Here is a 15,442-nt window from a genome sequence, read left to right as displayed (position 1 = left end):
TTACACCGTGTCTTTCAAGCCTGTCGTCGCCCTGGTCGGCCGCCCCAATGTGGGGAAGTCGACCCTATTCAACCGCCTGACGCGATCGCGCGCCGCGCTGGTGGCCGATTACTCCGGCCTGACCCGCGATCGCCATTACGGCGAGGGCAGGGTAGGCGAGATCCCCTTCATCGTCATCGATACCGGTGGTTTCGAGCCCGTCGCCAAGGACGGCATCCTGCTGGAGATGGCCCGCCAGACCCGGCAGGCCATCGCCGAGGCCGATGTCGTGGTGTTCCTGGTTGATGCCCGTGCGGGCATCAATGCCCATGACCACGAAATCGCCCAGCTGCTGCGCAAGTCCGGGCAGCAGCGCGTGTTGCTGGCGGTGAACAAGGCGGAAGGCATGGGCGCCAGCGGCGCCATTTCCGAGTTCCATGAGCTCGGGCTGGGTCAGCCTTATCCGATTTCCGCGGCGCACGGCGATGGCATCGTCGACCTGATCGAGCTGGCGCTCCAGGACCTGGCCGAGCCGCCCGCCGAGGAAGACGCATTCGAAGAGGCTGAGCACGATCACCGCATCAAGCTGGCCATCGTCGGCCGTCCCAACGTGGGCAAGTCCACGCTCATCAATACCCTGATGGGCGAAGAGCGCGTGATCGCGTTCGACATGCCGGGCACGACCCGCGACGCCATCGAGATCGACTTCGAGCGCGACGGCCGCCGCTACACGCTGATCGATACCGCAGGCCTGCGCAAGCGCGGCAAGGTATTCGAGGCGGTCGAGAAGTTCTCCGTCATCAAGACGCTGCAGGCCATCGAGGCCAGCAACGTCGTGCTGCTGATGCTGGACGCGCAGACCGAGATCTCCGAGCAGGATGCGCACATTGCAGGCTTCGTGCTGGAAACGGGCCGCGCCGTGGTCGTGGCCATCAACAAATGGGATGGCCTGGACGGCGAAGCCAAGGAACGCATCGAACGCGAATTCCAGCGCAAGCTGCGCTTCCTGTCGTTCGCGCGCATGCACACCATTTCGGCGCTGCGCGGGCAGGGCGTGAAGCCCTTGCTCAAGTCGATCAACGCGGCGCACGCCGCGGCGTTCGCCAAGCTGTCCACGCCCAAGCTGACGCGCGAGCTGCAGATCGCTGTCGAACAGCAGCAGCCGCCCCGCAAGGGTATCTTCCGTCCCAAGATGCGCTATGCGCACCAGGGCGGTCAGAACCCGCCGCTGGTCGTCATCCACGGCAATGCGCTGGACGCCATTCCGGACTCCTATCGCCGCTACCTGGAAACGCGCTTCCGCAATGCGTTCGACCTTGCCGGTACGCCGCTGCGCATCGAATTCAAGTCTTCGCACAACCCCTACACGCAGGAAAGCTGATCCATGAGCCGCTTCTGGAGTCCCGTGGTCGGGACGCTCAGTCCGTATGTTCCGGGCGAGCAGCCCAAGCTTCAGAATCTGGTCAAGTTGAACACCAACGAGCATCCTTACGGCCCGTCGCCCAGGGTGCTCGACGCGATCCGCTCGGCCTGCGACGACACCCTTAAGCTCTATCCGGACCCTTCGTCCGACCGCCTGCGGCAGACCATCGCCGGCACGGTCGGTGTGCAGCCCGGCCAGGTCTTCGTAGGCAACGGCTCCGACGAAGTGCTGGCGCATGTCTTCCTTGCGTTGCTCAAGCATGAACGCCCGCTGCGCTTTCCGGACATTACCTACAGCTTCTATCCGGTCTATTGCGGCCTGTACGGCATCCAGTACGAAACGATGCCGCTGACGGCCGATTTCAGCATCGCAGTCGAAGACTATCTGCCCGGCGCCAAGGGGCAGGCGGGCGCCATCATCTTCCCGAATCCCAATGCGCCCACCGGCCGCGCCCTCAGCGCGGCGGAGGTCGAGCGCATCGTGGCCGGCAATCCCGACGCAGTCGTCGTGGTGGATGAGGCCTACGTGGATTTTGGCGGAGAGTCCGTCATTCCTTTGGTGGACCGCTACGACAATCTGCTGGTGGTGCAGACGCTGTCCAAGTCGCGTTCGCTGGCGGGCTTGCGCGTCGGTTTTGCCGTAGGCAGCGCCGAACTCATCGACGGGCTTGAGCGTGTAAAGAACAGTTTCAACTCCTACCCCATCGACCGCCTTGCCTCCGCGGGAGCGGTGGCGGCCCTGGAAGACGTGGAGTACTTTGAACGCACCCGCCAGGCCGTGATCGACACCCGTTCGCGGATGACGGAGGGGCTGCAGTCCCTGGGCTTCGAGGTGCTGCCCTCGGCTGCGAACTTCGTGTTCGCACGGCACCCCAACAAGGATGCCGCCGGTCTGGCTGCCGCCTTGCGCGAGCGCAGCATCATCGTGCGTCATTTCCGCCATGAACGCATCGATCAATTTTTGCGAATTACCGTGGGCACCGACGAGCAGTGCGAACTGCTGTTGAAGGCGCTTGCGGAGGTCCTGCAGGCTTGAGCGGCAGCAGCTTTCCAGTCGGAAAACTCTGGTGTCACTTTTGCTTCCTGCCCAAGTAGCACGGGCCGGGAAAACCCTGTAGAGTACAAGTTTCGGCGTACCCCACCAGTACAGAAGTACGCCACCACTCAATAACAAACAAATGGAGCCTGGCCAATGAGCAATAAAGGGCAAACTCTGCAAGATCCGTTCCTGAACACGCTGCGCAAGGACCATGTGCCCGTGTCGATCTACTTGGTGAACGGCATCAAGCTTCAAGGGCAAATCGAATCCTTCGACCAGTACGTGGTGCTGCTGCGCAATACGGTCACGCAAATGGTCTACAAGCACGCCATCTCGACCGTCGTCCCCGCGCGCGCCGTGAATTTCCAGGTGGAAGTCCCTGCTGAGTAATCTCGCTCCAGCTTTACCTTTTATTGCCCGCCGGACGGTCCTCGTCGGCGGGCATTTTCGCTTTGGCTCCAATATGGTGCATGTATGCGCGCTCTGATTATCAGCGTGGATCTGGGAGATCCGGACTTCGCGGCCCATGCCGAGGAATTCGCCATGCTGGCCAAGGGCGCTGGCGCGGAAATCGTCGGCACCTTGACGGCACGGCGGGACAGACCCGACGCCAAGTTCTTCATCGGTTCAGGCAAGGCCGATGAGGGCGTGGCGATGGCCCAGGCCTTGCTGGCCGACATCGTCCTTTTCGACCAGCCGCTGTCCCCCGCACAGCAACGCAACCTGGAACGCGCCTTCAACTTGCGCGTGGTGGATCGCGTTGCGCTCATTCTCGACATCTTCGCGCTGCGCGCGAAGAGCCATGAAGGCAAGCTGCAGGTCGAATTGGCCCAGCTGCAGCATCTGGCCACACGCCTGACCCGCATGTGGAGCCACCTGGAGCGGCAGCGCGGCGGTATCGGCATGCGCGGACCGGGTGAATCCCAGCTCGAAATGGACCGCCGCATGATCGGCGCCAAGGTCAAGGTGCTGCGCGAGCGGCTGGACAAGGTCGAACGCCAGCGCGTGACCCAGCGCCGGGCGCGCGCGCGCGGCGGTGCGCTGTCGGTATCGCTGGTCGGCTATACCAACGCCGGCAAGTCCACCTTGTTCAATGCCTTGACGCGCGCCGACAGCTACGCCGCCGACCAGTTGTTCGCGACGCTGGATACGACCACGCGCCGCATCTGGATCGAAGGGGCGGGCTCGGTGGTGGTGTCCGATACGGTCGGGTTCATCCGCGATCTGCCCCACGGCTTGATCGCGGCGTTCCGCGCCACCCTGGAAGAAACCGTGCATGCCGACCTGCTGCTGCACGTGGCCGATGCCGCCAGCCCGCAGCGCGATGAGCAGATCTTCGAGGTGAACAAGGTTCTGGCCGAAATCGGCGCGGCCTCGATTCCCACCATTCTGGTCTACAACAAGATCGATCTTGCCGGATTGGAGCCGCGGGTGGAACGCGATGCACATGGTACGATTGCGCGAGTATTTGTAAGCGCCACCGAGCGCGCCGGTTTGGATGCGTTGCGCGGGGCAATTGCGGAAACCGGACAGATTGTGGGAAACAATGCCGCGAATTATCAAACTCTTCAATCTGAATGACCCCGGCTGGGGTCGTGGGAACAACAATGGCTCCGAGCCGCCGCCCAAGCGGCCCCAAGGCAACGGAGACGGCCCTCCCGACCTGGACGAGGTCTGGCGCGATTTCAACAATCGCATCGGATCGTTGTTCGGGCGCAAGGGCGGGGGCGGCAATAACCGCCCCGGAAACCGCGGCGGCATGACGCCGCCGTCGCCGCGCGGTGCGCGCATCGGCCTGGGGGTGATCGCCCTGGTCGCGGCCGGCATCTGGCTGGCCAGCGGTTTCTACATCGTGCAGGAAGGCCAGGTCGCGGTTGTGACACAGTTCGGCAAGTACAAGTCGACGTCGCAAGCCGGTTTCCAATGGCGCCTGCCGTACCCCATTCAAAGCCACGAAATGGTCAACGTGTCGCAACTGCGCACGTTCGAAGTCGGTTTCCGTGGCGGCGCACGCAACAAGGTTCTGCCTGAAGCGCTGATGCTCACGACGGACGAGAACATCGTCGATATGCAGTTCGTCGTGCAGTACCGCCTGCGTGCCGATGGCGCGCCCGACTACCTCTTCATGACGCGCGATCCGGATGAATCCGTCCGCCAGGCCTCAGAAACGGCCATGCGCGAAGTCGTGGGCAAGCAGTCCATGGACTTCGTGCTCTACGAAGGCCGCACCACGGTGGCCACGCAAGTGCAAACCCTGATGCAGCAGATCCTGGACCGCTACCAGACCGGCGTGCAGGTCAGTACTGTGGCCATCCAGAACGTGCAGCCGCCTGAACAGGTGCAAGCCGCGTTCGACGACGCCGTCAAGGCGGGCCAGGACCGCGAGCGCCAGATCAACGAAGGCCAGGCCTACGCCAACCAGGTCGTGCCGCTGGCCAGCGGCCAGGCTTCCCGCATGACGGAGCAGGCCGAAGGCTACAAGGCCAAGGTTGTCGGTGACGCCCAGGGTAATACCTCGCGCTTCACCAGCATCCTCGGCGAATACGAAAAGTCGCCGCAGGTCATGCGCCAGCGCATGTATCTGGAGAGCATGCAGGAGATCTTCACGCGCGCCAGCAAGGTCATGGTCGACACCAAGAGCAACAACAACATGCTGTACCTGCCCTTGGACAAGATCATGCATCTGGCCGCTCAGGACGCCAGCAAGTCCGGTGTCGCCGGTTCCGGTTCGACCACGCTGGCTCCGCCCGCGCAGTCGCCGGCTCGCGGCAGCGCCGCGCCGGTGCCTCAGTCTTCCGGCAGCAGCAATAGCAACACGCTGCCTCGCGACCGTACGTCGCGCTAACCCGGAGGAGTCCTGATCATGCAACGTCTCATGCCTATCCTGGTCGGCCTGCTCATCGTGCTGGCCGCCCTGTCTTCCTGCGTCTTCGTCGTGCGCGAGCGCGACTACGCCCTGGTGTTCTCGCTGGGTGAAGTACGCAAGACCATCAACGAACCCGGCCTTTACTTCAAGGCGCCGCCTCCGTTCCAGAATGTCGTGACGCTCGACAAGCGCATTCTGACCATCGAAACCAACGAAGCCGAACGCATCCAGACTTCCGAAAAGAAGAACCTGCTGATCGATTCGTACGTCAAGTGGCGCATTCTGGATCCGCGCCAGTACTACGTGTCCACCGGCGGCAACGAGCGCGTGGCGCAGGAGCGCCTGCAGGCGCTGATCCGCGACGCGTTGAACGCTTCGGTCAACGTGCGCACGGTGCGCGACGTGGTCTCGACCGAACGCGACAAGATCATGGCCGAAATCCTGACCAACGTCGCCAAGCGCGCCGAACCGTTGGGCGTCCAGATCGTCGACGTGCGTCTGCGCCGCATCGAGTTTGCGCCGGAAATTTCGGAATCGGTGTATCGCCGCATGGAAGCGGAGCGTACGCGCGTCGCCAACGAGCTGCGTTCCATCGGCGCCGCCGAAGGCGAAAAGATCCGCGCCGAAGCTGACCGCCAGCGTGAAGTCATCGTGGCCCAAGCCTACGCCAAGGCCCAGGGCATCATGGGTGAGGGCGATGCCGCGGCTGCCGCGATCTATTCGCAGGCCTACGGCAAGAACCCGCAGTTCTACACGTACTACAAGAGCCTGGAGGCCTACCGCGCTTCGTTCTCGAAGCCGGGCGACGTGCTGGTGGTCGACCCCAGCTCCAGCTTCTTCCAGTTCATGAAGGACCCCACCGGCGACGCCCTGGCGCCGGTGACCGTGCCGGCCAAGTGATGCGGCGACGGTAATGCGGAAGAAAAGCCCCTTGGAAGTCCAAGGGGCTTTTTGCTTGCTGGCAAGGCGGCATCCCGAATTCCCCGCAATAGGGGACGGTTACGCTGCCGCGGCAGTCCCGGCTGGCATTGGCCGCCGAACCATGTACAATACCCCGTAAGCTAGAAAACATTCCGCAGCGGCTGAGCGGGCTTACGCCCCCTCAGCCGCTTTTTCGTTTGGGCGACGCCCACGCATCACTTGGCGTTCTTCAGGTAAACATTCATGGGTAACTGGTTGCTGCCCGAGAGCCTTGCCGACGTACTTCCGGCAGAGGCCCGGCGCATCGAGGAATTGCGCCGCGAACTTCTCGATCTGTATCGCACTTACGGTTTCGAGCTGGTCGCGCCGCCCCTGGTCGAATACATCGATTCATTGTTGTCCGGCACGGGCAGCGATCTGGATCTGCGCACTTGCAAGCTGGTCGATCAATTGTCCGGACGCACGCTGGGCGTGCGCGCGGACATGACGCCTCAGGTTACGCGCATCGACGCGCATTTGTTGAACCGCGCTGGCGTTACCCGCCTGTGCTATTGCGGCAATGTGCTGCATGCCCGCCCGGCGGACCTGCTGGCCAGCCGCGAGCTGCTGCAGATCGGTGCTGAAATCTACGGCCACGCCGGCTTCGAGGCCGACCTGGAGATCATCCAGCTGGTGCTGGAAACCGTGGCGATTGCCGGCGTGCGTAACCCTAGGCTCGATCTGTGCCATCCGGGCGTGCTGCGCGCGCTGCTGGAGTCCGATCCGGCGGCGACGGCCCTGTCGCAGGACGTCATCCTGCTGATGCGCGAGAAGGACGTTCCCGGACTGGGTGAATTGGCCGAGCGGGCTCCCGGGTTGCGTGCAGAGACCCTGAAAGCCCTGCAATTGCTGCCCAAGCTATACGGCGGGCCGGAAGTGCTGCAGGAGGCGCGCCGTGAACTCCCTCTGCTGCCGGGTGTCGTGGCTGCGCTGGACGCGCTGCAGTTGGTGGTCGACGCCATGCCCAATGTGGCGTTCGGCGTGGACCTGGCCGACGTGGGCGGCTATGGCTACCATTCCGGCGTGAAGTTCGCGCTGTATGCCGAAGGCTGGCGCGATGCGCTGGTCAGCGGCGGCCGTTATGACGATGTCAGCCGTGCGTTTGGTCGGGCCCGTCCTGCCACCGGCTTCAGTCTTGATTTACGCAAGCTGGCGGCGGGTTTGCCGCCGGCGGAAAGGGCGCGTGCGGTACGTGCGCCCTGGGGGCAAGCCCCCGCCCTGACCGAGGCGGTGCGCCGCCTGCGCCGGTCGGGGGAAATTGTCGTTCAGGTATTGCCCGGTCACGAGCAGGATCAGGACGAATTCGTTTGCGATCGCGAGCTGGCGCTGCAGGATGGCGCCTGGACGGTCAGAACGCTGTGACTAACCCCCTCTCGGCAACGAGAGGGCCGCGGGGAGATTTCCGGATTTCCCGAGAAACTCGATATTGATTCGTAACATGAGCAAGAACGTAGTCGTAATCGGCACCCAGTGGGGTGACGAGGGCAAGGGCAAGATCGTCGACTGGCTGGCGGAATCCGTCCAGGGCGTGGTCCGCTTCCAAGGCGGTCACAATGCCGGCCATACGCTGTGGATCAACGGCAAGAAGACGATTCTCCGCCTGATCCCGTCGGGCATCATGCATCCCGGCGTCACCTGCTTCATCGGCAACGGCGTCGTGCTGTCCCCGGAAGCCCTGCTCAAGGAAATCGAAGAGCTTGAGGCCGCCGGTCTGGACGTGCGTTCGCGCCTGCAGATTTCCGAAATCTGCCCGCTGATCCTGCCGTACCACGTCGCCATCGACAAGGCGCGCGAGGCGCGCAAGGGCGACGGCAAGATCGGCACGACCGGTCGCGGCATCGGCCCGGCCTATGAAGACAAGGTCGCCCGCCGCGCGCTGCGCGTGCAGGACCTGTTCAGTCCCGCGCTGTTCGACGAAAAACTCGCCGAAGTGCTGGATTACCACAACTTCGTGCTGACCAAGTACCTGGGCGCCGAGGCGGTTTCCGCCAATGAAGTGCGCGACCAGGCCATGGCGCTGGCTCCGGCCATCGCCCCGATGGTCAAGGACGTGTCGAGCAACCTGTACGCCATGCAGCAGGAAGGCAAGCGCTTGTTGTTCGAAGGCGCGCAAGGCGCTTTGCTGGACGTCGACCACGGCACCTATCCTTTCGTCACCAGCAGCAATTGCGTTGCTGGCGCCGCCTCGGCAGGCGCGGGCGTCGGTCCGCAGCAACTGGACTACGTCCTGGGTATCACCAAGGCCTATACGACTCGCGTCGGTTCGGGTCCGTTCCCCACGGAGCTGGTCGACGAGATCGGTACCCGCCTGGCCACGATCGGCAAGGAATTCGGTTCCGTCACGGGCCGTCCGCGCCGCTGCGGCTGGTTCGACGGCGCCGCGCTCAAGCGCTCGGTCCGCCTGAACGGCATCACCGGTCTGTGCATCACCAAGCTGGATGTGCTTGATGGTCTGGAAACCATCCAGCTGGGCGTCGGCTACCGCGTCAACGGCGAATTCCGCGATGTGCTGCCTTATGGCGCGCATGCCGTGGCGCAGGCGCAGCCGGTGCTGGAAGAGCTGCCGGGTTGGAGCGAATCCACCGTCGGCATCACCGAGTACGACAAGCTGCCCCAGGCGGCGCGTCGCTACCTGGAGCGCGTGGCCGAAGTTTGCGGCGTGCCCATCGACCTGGTGTCGACCGGCCCGGACCGCAATGAAACCATTGTGCTGCGTCATCCCCTGAAGGGCTGACATCGGGTTATTATTCGCAAGGCCGCCGCCGGTCTCATACCGGCGGCGGCCTTTTCGTATTTATTAAGCAGGAGATGCTTGCCTATGAGCACGCCGACCAATGATGACAGCCATCTGTGGGTGACGTGGGACGACTACAACCGCCTGATCGAGCGCCTTACCTTGCAGGTGCATCAATCGGGTTGGAAGTTCGACAAGATTCTTTGCCTGGCGCGCGGCGGCATGCGCGTCGGTGACGTTATGTCCCGTATTTTTGACGTGCCGCTGGGCATCCTGGCCACGAGCAGCTATCGCGAAGCGGCCGGCACCAAGCAGGGCGACATGGATATCGCCCAGTTCATCACCATCACGCGCGGCACGCTGTCCGGGCGAGTGTTGCTGGTGGACGACATGGTCGATACCGGCAAGACCTTCAGCAAGGTCTACGATCACCTGAAAAGCCAGTTTGCCGACATCACCGAACTGCGCAGCGCGGTGCTGTGGTGGAAGGGGCATTCCCAGGCGACGCCGGACTACTACGTCGACAAGCTGCCGACGAACCCCTGGATCCACCAGCCTTTCGAAGACTACGACAGCCTGCGTCCGCACCAGCTCGAGGCCTGGATCCGCAAGGGCTCCAAGAGCTGAGCATGGCGTTTCGGCAGGAGAGGGCATTCTGGCCGCCCAGGGCGCCAGACTGTCCCTCCAGTAGTCAAAACAGCCATGACCATGCTAGAATCGCTGGTTATCGCTAAACCGAACTTGGCTTGTTACTCTTTGGGTAGTCTTTGGGTAACGGAAACAGCCAGCGGAAATCCGGGATGGGTCTGTGGTTCAGGGCTGCCAAGCAGCGCTGAAGCCGGAGTCCGGCGCCTGGATTGCGCTTTCAAGGTTCCCCGTTCGCGGTACCTGCCTCTGTTGGTATGATTTTGGTATCGACGAGGCCGTTTACGCGTACCTGGACCCGCGCAGCGTTGCTGGTAAGCAAGCCAGGTTTGTCATCAACTTTTGTTACCCTACAAGCAGGCCAATCACTTTATGCCTATCGTTCGACTGAAGGAAAACGAACCGTTTGAAGCCGCTCTGCGCCGCTTCAAGCGCACCATCGAAAAGACCGGTTTGCTCACCGAGCTGCGTTCGCGCGAGTTCTATGAGAAGCCCACGGCTGAGCGCAAGCGCAAGCACGCCGCCGCTGTGAAGCGCCACTACAAGCGCATCCGTAGCCAACAACTGCCCCCGCGCCTGTATTGATTTTTGATTCCCGAATCTATTGATTCCAGAATCATTCATCCAGGATTTGCTCGCCCGAGTCGACGTCGTCGACATAGTCGGGCGATACGTGCAGTTGAGAAAGGGCGGGGCCAACTTGCTTGGCCTGTGCCCTTTTCATAACGAAAAAAGTCCCTCGTTCACTGTCAGCCCCACCAAGCAGTTCTATCACTGCTTCGGTTGCGGAGCGCATGGCAGCGCCATCACCTTCCTGATGGAACACACGGGCGCCAGTTTCCCCGATGCCGTGCGCACGCTCGCGGCATCGGCGGGAATGACGGTCCCCGAAGAAAATCGCAGTCCACGCCAGCAGCAGGAAACCGCGCGCCGCAAGGCCGAGGAATCCCGCCACACGCAGGTGCTGGATGCCGCTCAGACGCATTACCTCAAGCAGTTGCGGGCCTCGCCCGCAGCGATCCGCTATTTGAAGCAGCGCGGCCTGACCGGTGAAATCGCGGCGCATTTCGGCCTGGGATGGTCGGGCACCGACCGCCACGGCTTGTCGCAGGTCTTCCCGAATTACGAGGACCCCGTCCTGGTGGAATCCGGACTGGTTATCGAATCCGAAGACGGACGTCGCTACGACCGTTTCCGGGAACGCGTCATGTTCCCGATCCGCAATGCGCGGGGCAGTCTCATCGGCTTCGGCGGGCGCATCATCGGCAAGGGCGAACCCAAGTACCTGAATTCGCCCGAAACCCCGCTGTTCTCGAAGGGGCACGAGCTCTACGGGCTGTGGGAGGCGCGCCAGGCCATACGCCAGGAAGGGCAGGTCATTGTGGTCGAAGGCTACATGGACGTGGTCGGCCTGGCTCAGCAAGGCATCGCCAACGCGGTAGCGACGCTGGGTACGGCTACCACGCCGGACCACGTCAAGAAGCTGCTGCGCGCCAGCGACAAGGTCATCTTCAGCTTCGACGGCGACGGCGCGGGTCGGCGCGCCGCGTGGCGTGCACTGCAGGCTTGCCTGCCCGTGCTGCGCGACGACATTGCGATCCGCTTCCTGTTTCTGCCGTCAGAGCACGATCCCGACTCGTATGTGCGCGAACTGGGCGCGGAAGCTTTCCGGGCGTGCCTGGGAGAGGCCGTGGCGCTGTCCCGCTTCCTGCTGGACGAGTTGGCCTCGCGGCACAACATGAACGAAGCCGAAGGGCGGGCCAGTTGCCTGCACGAGGCCAAGCCATTGCTGGCTGCCATTCCCGAATGCGCGTTGCGCGTGCAGATCGAGCGGGAAATGGCAAAGCTGGTACAGCTGACGCCCGAGGAAATGGCGCAGGTGCTGGCTCAGCAGCCCGCAAAACCCTTCGCGCCCGCGCCCAAGCCGGGCGCCACGGGGGGGGATGCCGGCGCGGTTGCGGCGCCGAGCCACGAGCCGGGCTATACGGACGCTGGCTACGATTTCGCCGGACACGATTTTCATGATATCCCGGCCGACGAGTCCGACTACGCGGACCAGGTTCATCTACCGTCCCAGGGTTCCGACTTTGGTGGCGGAGGAGCTCAGCGCGGCGGCGGAAAGCAGGAGTGGAAGGGCAAAAGCGACTGGAAGGGCAAGGGTGACTGGAAGGGCGGCAAAGGCGGCTGGAAAGGCAAGCGCGACAACGATGTGGGCGGGTTTGAAGGCCGCCGCACCATGCCGTCGCTGGCCAAGCGCCTGCTGGGCTTGCTGCTGGCGCATCCCGAACTGGTCGACTCCATGGGTGATCAGCAGCTTGAAGTCATCGACCACGGCCCCCATCTAGGTCTTGTAAGAGACCTGATCATGCTGGCGCAGTCCAGCGGCGCCCGCCATGTCGGCGCCCTGCTGGAAGCCGCGGAGCCGGATTCGGATCTGGCGACGGTGCTGAAGGGCCTGCGGGCCGACATCCTGTCCCAGGAAGACCTGCCTGATCCGCAAACGGAATGGGACGACGCCTTGAGACGGATCGAATTTGACTCGGCCAAGCTGGAAATGGCCAAGCTCGCTGCGGCGGGCCTGGCCACGGAAGAGGCGCGCAAACGCTATCAGGAGCTTTCCAGCCGCATGGCCGTGCTGAAAGGTGCTGGCGTGCGCTAAATGCGCTAAAATCAAAGGTTGTCCGCTTGCGAAGCGAGTTTTTTTGCGGCGGGCGGGACGGGAGTGTGAGGTTGGGCGCGAGCCTGCCTGATAGGTCTGTCTTCTGATGTACGCGGATTGTGGCGCTTGCAGTTGATTGCGGCCTGATTCTTGCTGAATTTGGCGCTAATCCTCGTGCCACGAGGCGTGAGCAACAAGAAATGCATTCGGCGGGCGGAATCTATTCCGGCAGCCAGAATCTAATGGATGTATAGGGTTTGACGCGGGACCGGCGATCCGGGCGTGGCGGATGCTCCAGAAAACGGAACGTCAGATGCGCAACGGCAGAAATAAAAGCGGATGCGCGCGTCAACTTTGTTACATGGTTAATTAATATAGCTAAGCGGTGAATCAAGCAGTTCGGCGGTGGTTATCTCCGGATGGCGTTAGTGGTTTGGGTGCTGTGTCTACTCAGCTGCTTGGGGCAAAGGCCCGATAAGCAAGCAAAGCCTATTTATAGGCAGGCAGCCCCCCCGACGCCCGGGAGCCTACGCAGGATGAGGTCATGCACGCAACGCGCGAGTACGGTATTGCACCGCAACGGCGCCAAGCGGGCTCGCAAGAGCCGGCGCTGCGAACAACGCAGCCGCGTGATCTCCGCTGATTCACCAGATTTACCCGTATAACCGCCGCGTTGGACCGCTGTCCAAAGCGGCTTCATGCGGTGCAACATGCCCGAACGGGTTGCGACGACCACGGAAGCGACTATGACCAAATCCACCGGCAAATCCTCCTCTGCAATTGATGCGGCCGAAACCAAGGCCACCACGACCAAGCGCGTCGTAAGCATGGCAGCGGAAAAGGCGCCCGCCAAGACGGCGGTGAAGGTCGCCAAGCCCGCAGCCAAGACGGCCGCCAAGAAGACGGCCAAGGCTGCCGCGGCTGACAAGCCCGAGAAGGTGACCAAGGCTCGCGCCAAGAAGGCCGAAGACAAGCTCGCCGACCTGGTGGGCAGCGCGCGCCCCGCGCCCAGCGGCCGGCGCCCGGGACGTCCCGCCAAGAACGCGAACAACGATTCCGACGGCTTTGACGACACCATGGACGGCGACGGCGAAGTTCTGCCCGATCTGAAGCCGCCCAAGCGCGGCGGCAAGCGCGGCAAGGCCGATCCCAAGGATCTGATCGCCCGCGGCCCCGTCACGCCCGAAGAATACGAAGCGCGCCGCAACCGCCTGAAGCAGCTGATCAAGCTGGGCAAGGACCGCGGCTACCTGACCTACGGCGAAATCAACGATCATCTGCCCGACGATCTGGTCGACGCGGAAGCGATCGACGGCATCATCAGCACGTTCAGCGATATGGGCATCGCGGTCTACGACCAGGCGCCCGATGCCGAAACGCTGCTGATGAGCGAAAACGCGCCGGTCGCGTCCAACGACGACGACGTCGAAGACGAAGCCGAAGCCGCGCTGACGACCGTTGACTCGGATTTCGGCCGCACCACGGACCCCGTGCGCATGTACATGCGTGAAATGGGCTCGGTGGAACTGCTGACGCGCGAAGGCGAAATCGAAATCGCCAAGCGCATCGAAGACGGCCTGAAGCACATGGTCATGGCCATCTCGGCCTGCCCGACCACGATCAACGAGATCCTGGCTCATATCCTGCGCGTGCGTGAAGGCCAGGCCCAGATCGACGAAGTGGTCGACGGCCTGGTCGATCCGGAAGACGGCGAGGAATACGCCGGCGCCGGCGTCACCGCCGAGGAAGACGAAGGCGACGACGGCCCCGCTGGCGGCATGTCCAGCAAGCAGCTGGAAGACCTGCGCGTGAAGGCCCTGGCCAAGTTCGACGAAGTCGGCAAGCAGTTCGAGAAGATGCGCCACTCGTACGAGAAGGACGGCTACAAGTCGGACGTCTACGTGCGCGCCCAGGAATCCATCCAGAATGAACTGATGGGCATCCGCTTCACGGCCAAGATGGTCGAGAAGCTGGCGGACACCCTGCGTCAGCAGGTCGAGGAAGTGCGCCAGCTCGAACGCGCTGTCCTGCACACGTGTGTGGACCGTGCCGGCATGCCGCGCACGCACTTCATCAAGGTGTTCCCGGGCAACGAAACCAACATGCAGTGGGTCGTCGACGAAGTGGCTGCCGGCCACCCGTACGCCGAAACGCTGGAGCGTCAGATTCCCGCCGTGCAGGAACTGCAGCAGAAGCTCATCGACCTGCAAACGCGCGTCGTGCTGCCGTTGAAGGACCTGAAGGACGTCAACAAGCGCATGGCCACCGGCGAAGCCAAGGCCCGCAAGGCCAAGCGTGAAATGACCGAGGCCAACCTGCGTCTGGTGATCTCGATCGCCAAGAAGTACACGAACCGCGGCCTGCAGTTCCTGGACCTGATCCAGGAAGGCAACATCGGCCTGATGAAGGCCGTGGACAAGTTCGAGTACCGTCGCGGCTACAAGTTCTCGACCTATGCGACCTGGTGGATCCGTCAGGCCATCACGCGTTCCATCGCCGACCAGGCGCGCACCATCCGTATTCCGGTCCACATGATCGAAACGATCAACAAGATGAACCGGATCAGCCGCCAGATCCTGCAGGAAACCGGCGCCGAGCCGGATCCCGCGACCCTGGCGCAGAAGATGGACATGCCCGAGGACAAGATCCGCAAGATCCTGAAGATCGCCAAGGAACCGATCTCCATGGAAACGCCTATCGGTGACGACGACGACTCGCACCTGGGCGATTTCATCGAAGACACGTCCACGCTGGCGCCTTCCGACGCGGCTTTGCACGGTTCCATGCGCGATGTGGTCAAGGAAGTGCTAGACTCTCTCACCCCGCGTGAAGCCAAGGTTCTGCGTATGCGTTTCGGCATCGAAATGAGCACGGACCAGACCCTGGAAGAAGTGGGCAAGCAATTCGACGTCACGCGCGAGCGCATCCGCCAAATAGAAGCGAAAGCGCTGCGCAAGCTGCGTCACCCCAGCCGGGCCGATAAGCTGAAGAGCTTCCTGGAAGGGCAGTAAAAGTTTTTAGGGCCTCTAGCTCATGCCTGGTTAGAGCAGCGGACTCATAATCCGTTGGTGCCGAGTTCGACTCTCGGGGGGCCTACCAAGAAAGTCCTGTTAATTCAGGCACCTACAGCCGCCAGCA

Annotated in this window: 12 protein-coding genes and 1 tRNA gene; all 13 read left to right on the top strand. The window is 62.8% G+C overall.

The genetic code is table 11. From position 1 onward, the window contains the following. The first annotated feature begins 7 nt into the window (after window positions 1-7). Complete coding sequence (gene der / locus DXK93_RS17965) at window positions 8-1,360, top strand: ribosome biogenesis GTPase Der (protein ID WP_054458654.1); 1,353 nt, start codon at window positions 8-10, stop codon at window positions 1,358-1,360. 3 nt (window positions 1,361-1,363) lie between these two features. Further along, window positions 1,364-2,437 carry a histidinol-phosphate transaminase gene (gene hisC, locus DXK93_RS17960; RefSeq protein WP_119450748.1) on the top strand — a complete coding sequence of 358 codons (1,074 nt, stop codon included), beginning with the start codon at window positions 1,364-1,366 and terminating at the stop codon, window positions 2,435-2,437. Window positions 2,438-2,593: 156 nt separating this feature from the next. After that, window positions 2,594-2,830, top strand: a complete 237-nt coding sequence (gene hfq / locus DXK93_RS17955; protein WP_006218585.1) for an RNA chaperone Hfq — start codon at window positions 2,594-2,596, stop codon at window positions 2,828-2,830. 84 nt (window positions 2,831-2,914) lie between these two features. Then, the gene (gene hflX, locus DXK93_RS17950) at window positions 2,915-4,021 is read left to right on the top strand and encodes a GTPase HflX (RefSeq protein WP_119450747.1); all 1,107 of its coding nucleotides are present in this window, start codon (window positions 2,915-2,917) and stop codon (window positions 4,019-4,021) included. Next, window positions 3,987-5,285, top strand: a complete 1,299-nt coding sequence (gene hflK, locus DXK93_RS17945) for an FtsH protease activity modulator HflK (protein ID WP_054458647.1) — start codon at window positions 3,987-3,989, stop codon at window positions 5,283-5,285. Before hflX ends, hflK begins: the two co-directional genes overlap by 35 nt. 18 nt (window positions 5,286-5,303) lie before the next feature. Beyond that, a complete protein-coding gene (gene hflC, locus DXK93_RS17940) occupies window positions 5,304-6,206 on the top strand; it encodes a protease modulator HflC (protein ID WP_054458645.1) in 903 nt (300 codons plus the stop codon). 264 nt (window positions 6,207-6,470) lie between these two features. Next, window positions 6,471-7,628 (top strand): ATP phosphoribosyltransferase regulatory subunit, encoded by a 1,158-nt coding sequence (locus DXK93_RS17935; protein WP_054458643.1) that lies wholly within the window; start codon window positions 6,471-6,473, stop codon window positions 7,626-7,628. A 76-nt stretch (window positions 7,629-7,704) separates the two neighbouring features. Beyond that, window positions 7,705-9,000: an adenylosuccinate synthase gene (locus DXK93_RS17930; RefSeq protein ID WP_199728304.1), complete on the top strand. Its 1,296-nt coding sequence runs from the start codon at window positions 7,705-7,707 to the stop codon at window positions 8,998-9,000. Window positions 9,001-9,084: 84 nt separating this feature from the next. Continuing rightward, window positions 9,085-9,627, top strand: coding sequence for a phosphoribosyltransferase (locus tag DXK93_RS17925; protein WP_042792860.1), 543 nt, complete (start codon window positions 9,085-9,087; stop codon window positions 9,625-9,627). A 390-nt stretch (window positions 9,628-10,017) separates the two neighbouring features. Next, complete coding sequence (rpsU, locus tag DXK93_RS17920; protein WP_006218592.1) at window positions 10,018-10,230, top strand: 30S ribosomal protein S21; 213 nt, start codon at window positions 10,018-10,020, stop codon at window positions 10,228-10,230. A gap of 19 nt (window positions 10,231-10,249) precedes the next feature. Further along, window positions 10,250-12,304, top strand: coding sequence for a DNA primase (gene dnaG, locus DXK93_RS17915; protein WP_119450745.1), 2,055 nt, complete (start codon window positions 10,250-10,252; stop codon window positions 12,302-12,304). Window positions 12,305-13,050: 746 nt separating this feature from the next. Next, window positions 13,051-15,315 carry an RNA polymerase sigma factor RpoD gene (rpoD, locus tag DXK93_RS17910; protein ID WP_054458639.1) on the top strand — a complete coding sequence of 755 codons (2,265 nt, stop codon included), beginning with the start codon at window positions 13,051-13,053 and terminating at the stop codon, window positions 15,313-15,315. 9 nt (window positions 15,316-15,324) lie between these two features. After that, window positions 15,325-15,403, top strand: a tRNA-Ile gene (locus DXK93_RS17905). The last annotated feature ends 39 nt before the right edge of the window (window positions 15,404-15,442 follow it).

This window comes from Achromobacter sp. K91 (assembly GCF_003576205.1).
Classification (GTDB): Bacteria; Pseudomonadota; Gammaproteobacteria; order Burkholderiales; family Burkholderiaceae_B; genus Achromobacter; species Achromobacter aegrifaciens.
This window is presented reverse-complemented; position numbering and strand designations above follow the sequence as displayed.

Bases quoted from the DNA above. Each gene is read 5' to 3' on its own strand.
- rpoD (WP_054458639.1), top strand. From the start codon at position 13,051: ATGACCAAATCCACCGGCAAATCCTCCTCTGCAATTGATGCGGCCGAA.
- hisC (WP_119450748.1), top strand. From the start codon at position 1,364: ATGAGCCGCTTCTGGAGTCCCGTGGTCGGGACGCTCAGTCCGTATGTT.
- DXK93_RS17925 (WP_042792860.1), top strand. From the start codon at position 9,085: ATGAGCACGCCGACCAATGATGACAGCCATCTGTGGGTGACGTGGGAC.
- hflC (WP_054458645.1), top strand. From the start codon at position 5,304: ATGCAACGTCTCATGCCTATCCTGGTCGGCCTGCTCATCGTGCTGGCC.
- rpsU (WP_006218592.1), top strand. From the start codon at position 10,018: ATGCCTATCGTTCGACTGAAGGAAAACGAACCGTTTGAAGCCGCTCTG.
- DXK93_RS17930 (WP_199728304.1), top strand. From the start codon at position 7,705: ATGAGCAAGAACGTAGTCGTAATCGGCACCCAGTGGGGTGACGAGGGC.
- hfq (WP_006218585.1), top strand. From the start codon at position 2,594: ATGAGCAATAAAGGGCAAACTCTGCAAGATCCGTTCCTGAACACGCTG.
- DXK93_RS17935 (WP_054458643.1), top strand. From the start codon at position 6,471: ATGGGTAACTGGTTGCTGCCCGAGAGCCTTGCCGACGTACTTCCGGCA.
- hflK (WP_054458647.1), top strand. From the start codon at position 3,987: ATGCCGCGAATTATCAAACTCTTCAATCTGAATGACCCCGGCTGGGGT.
- hflX (WP_119450747.1), top strand. From the start codon at position 2,915: ATGCGCGCTCTGATTATCAGCGTGGATCTGGGAGATCCGGACTTCGCG.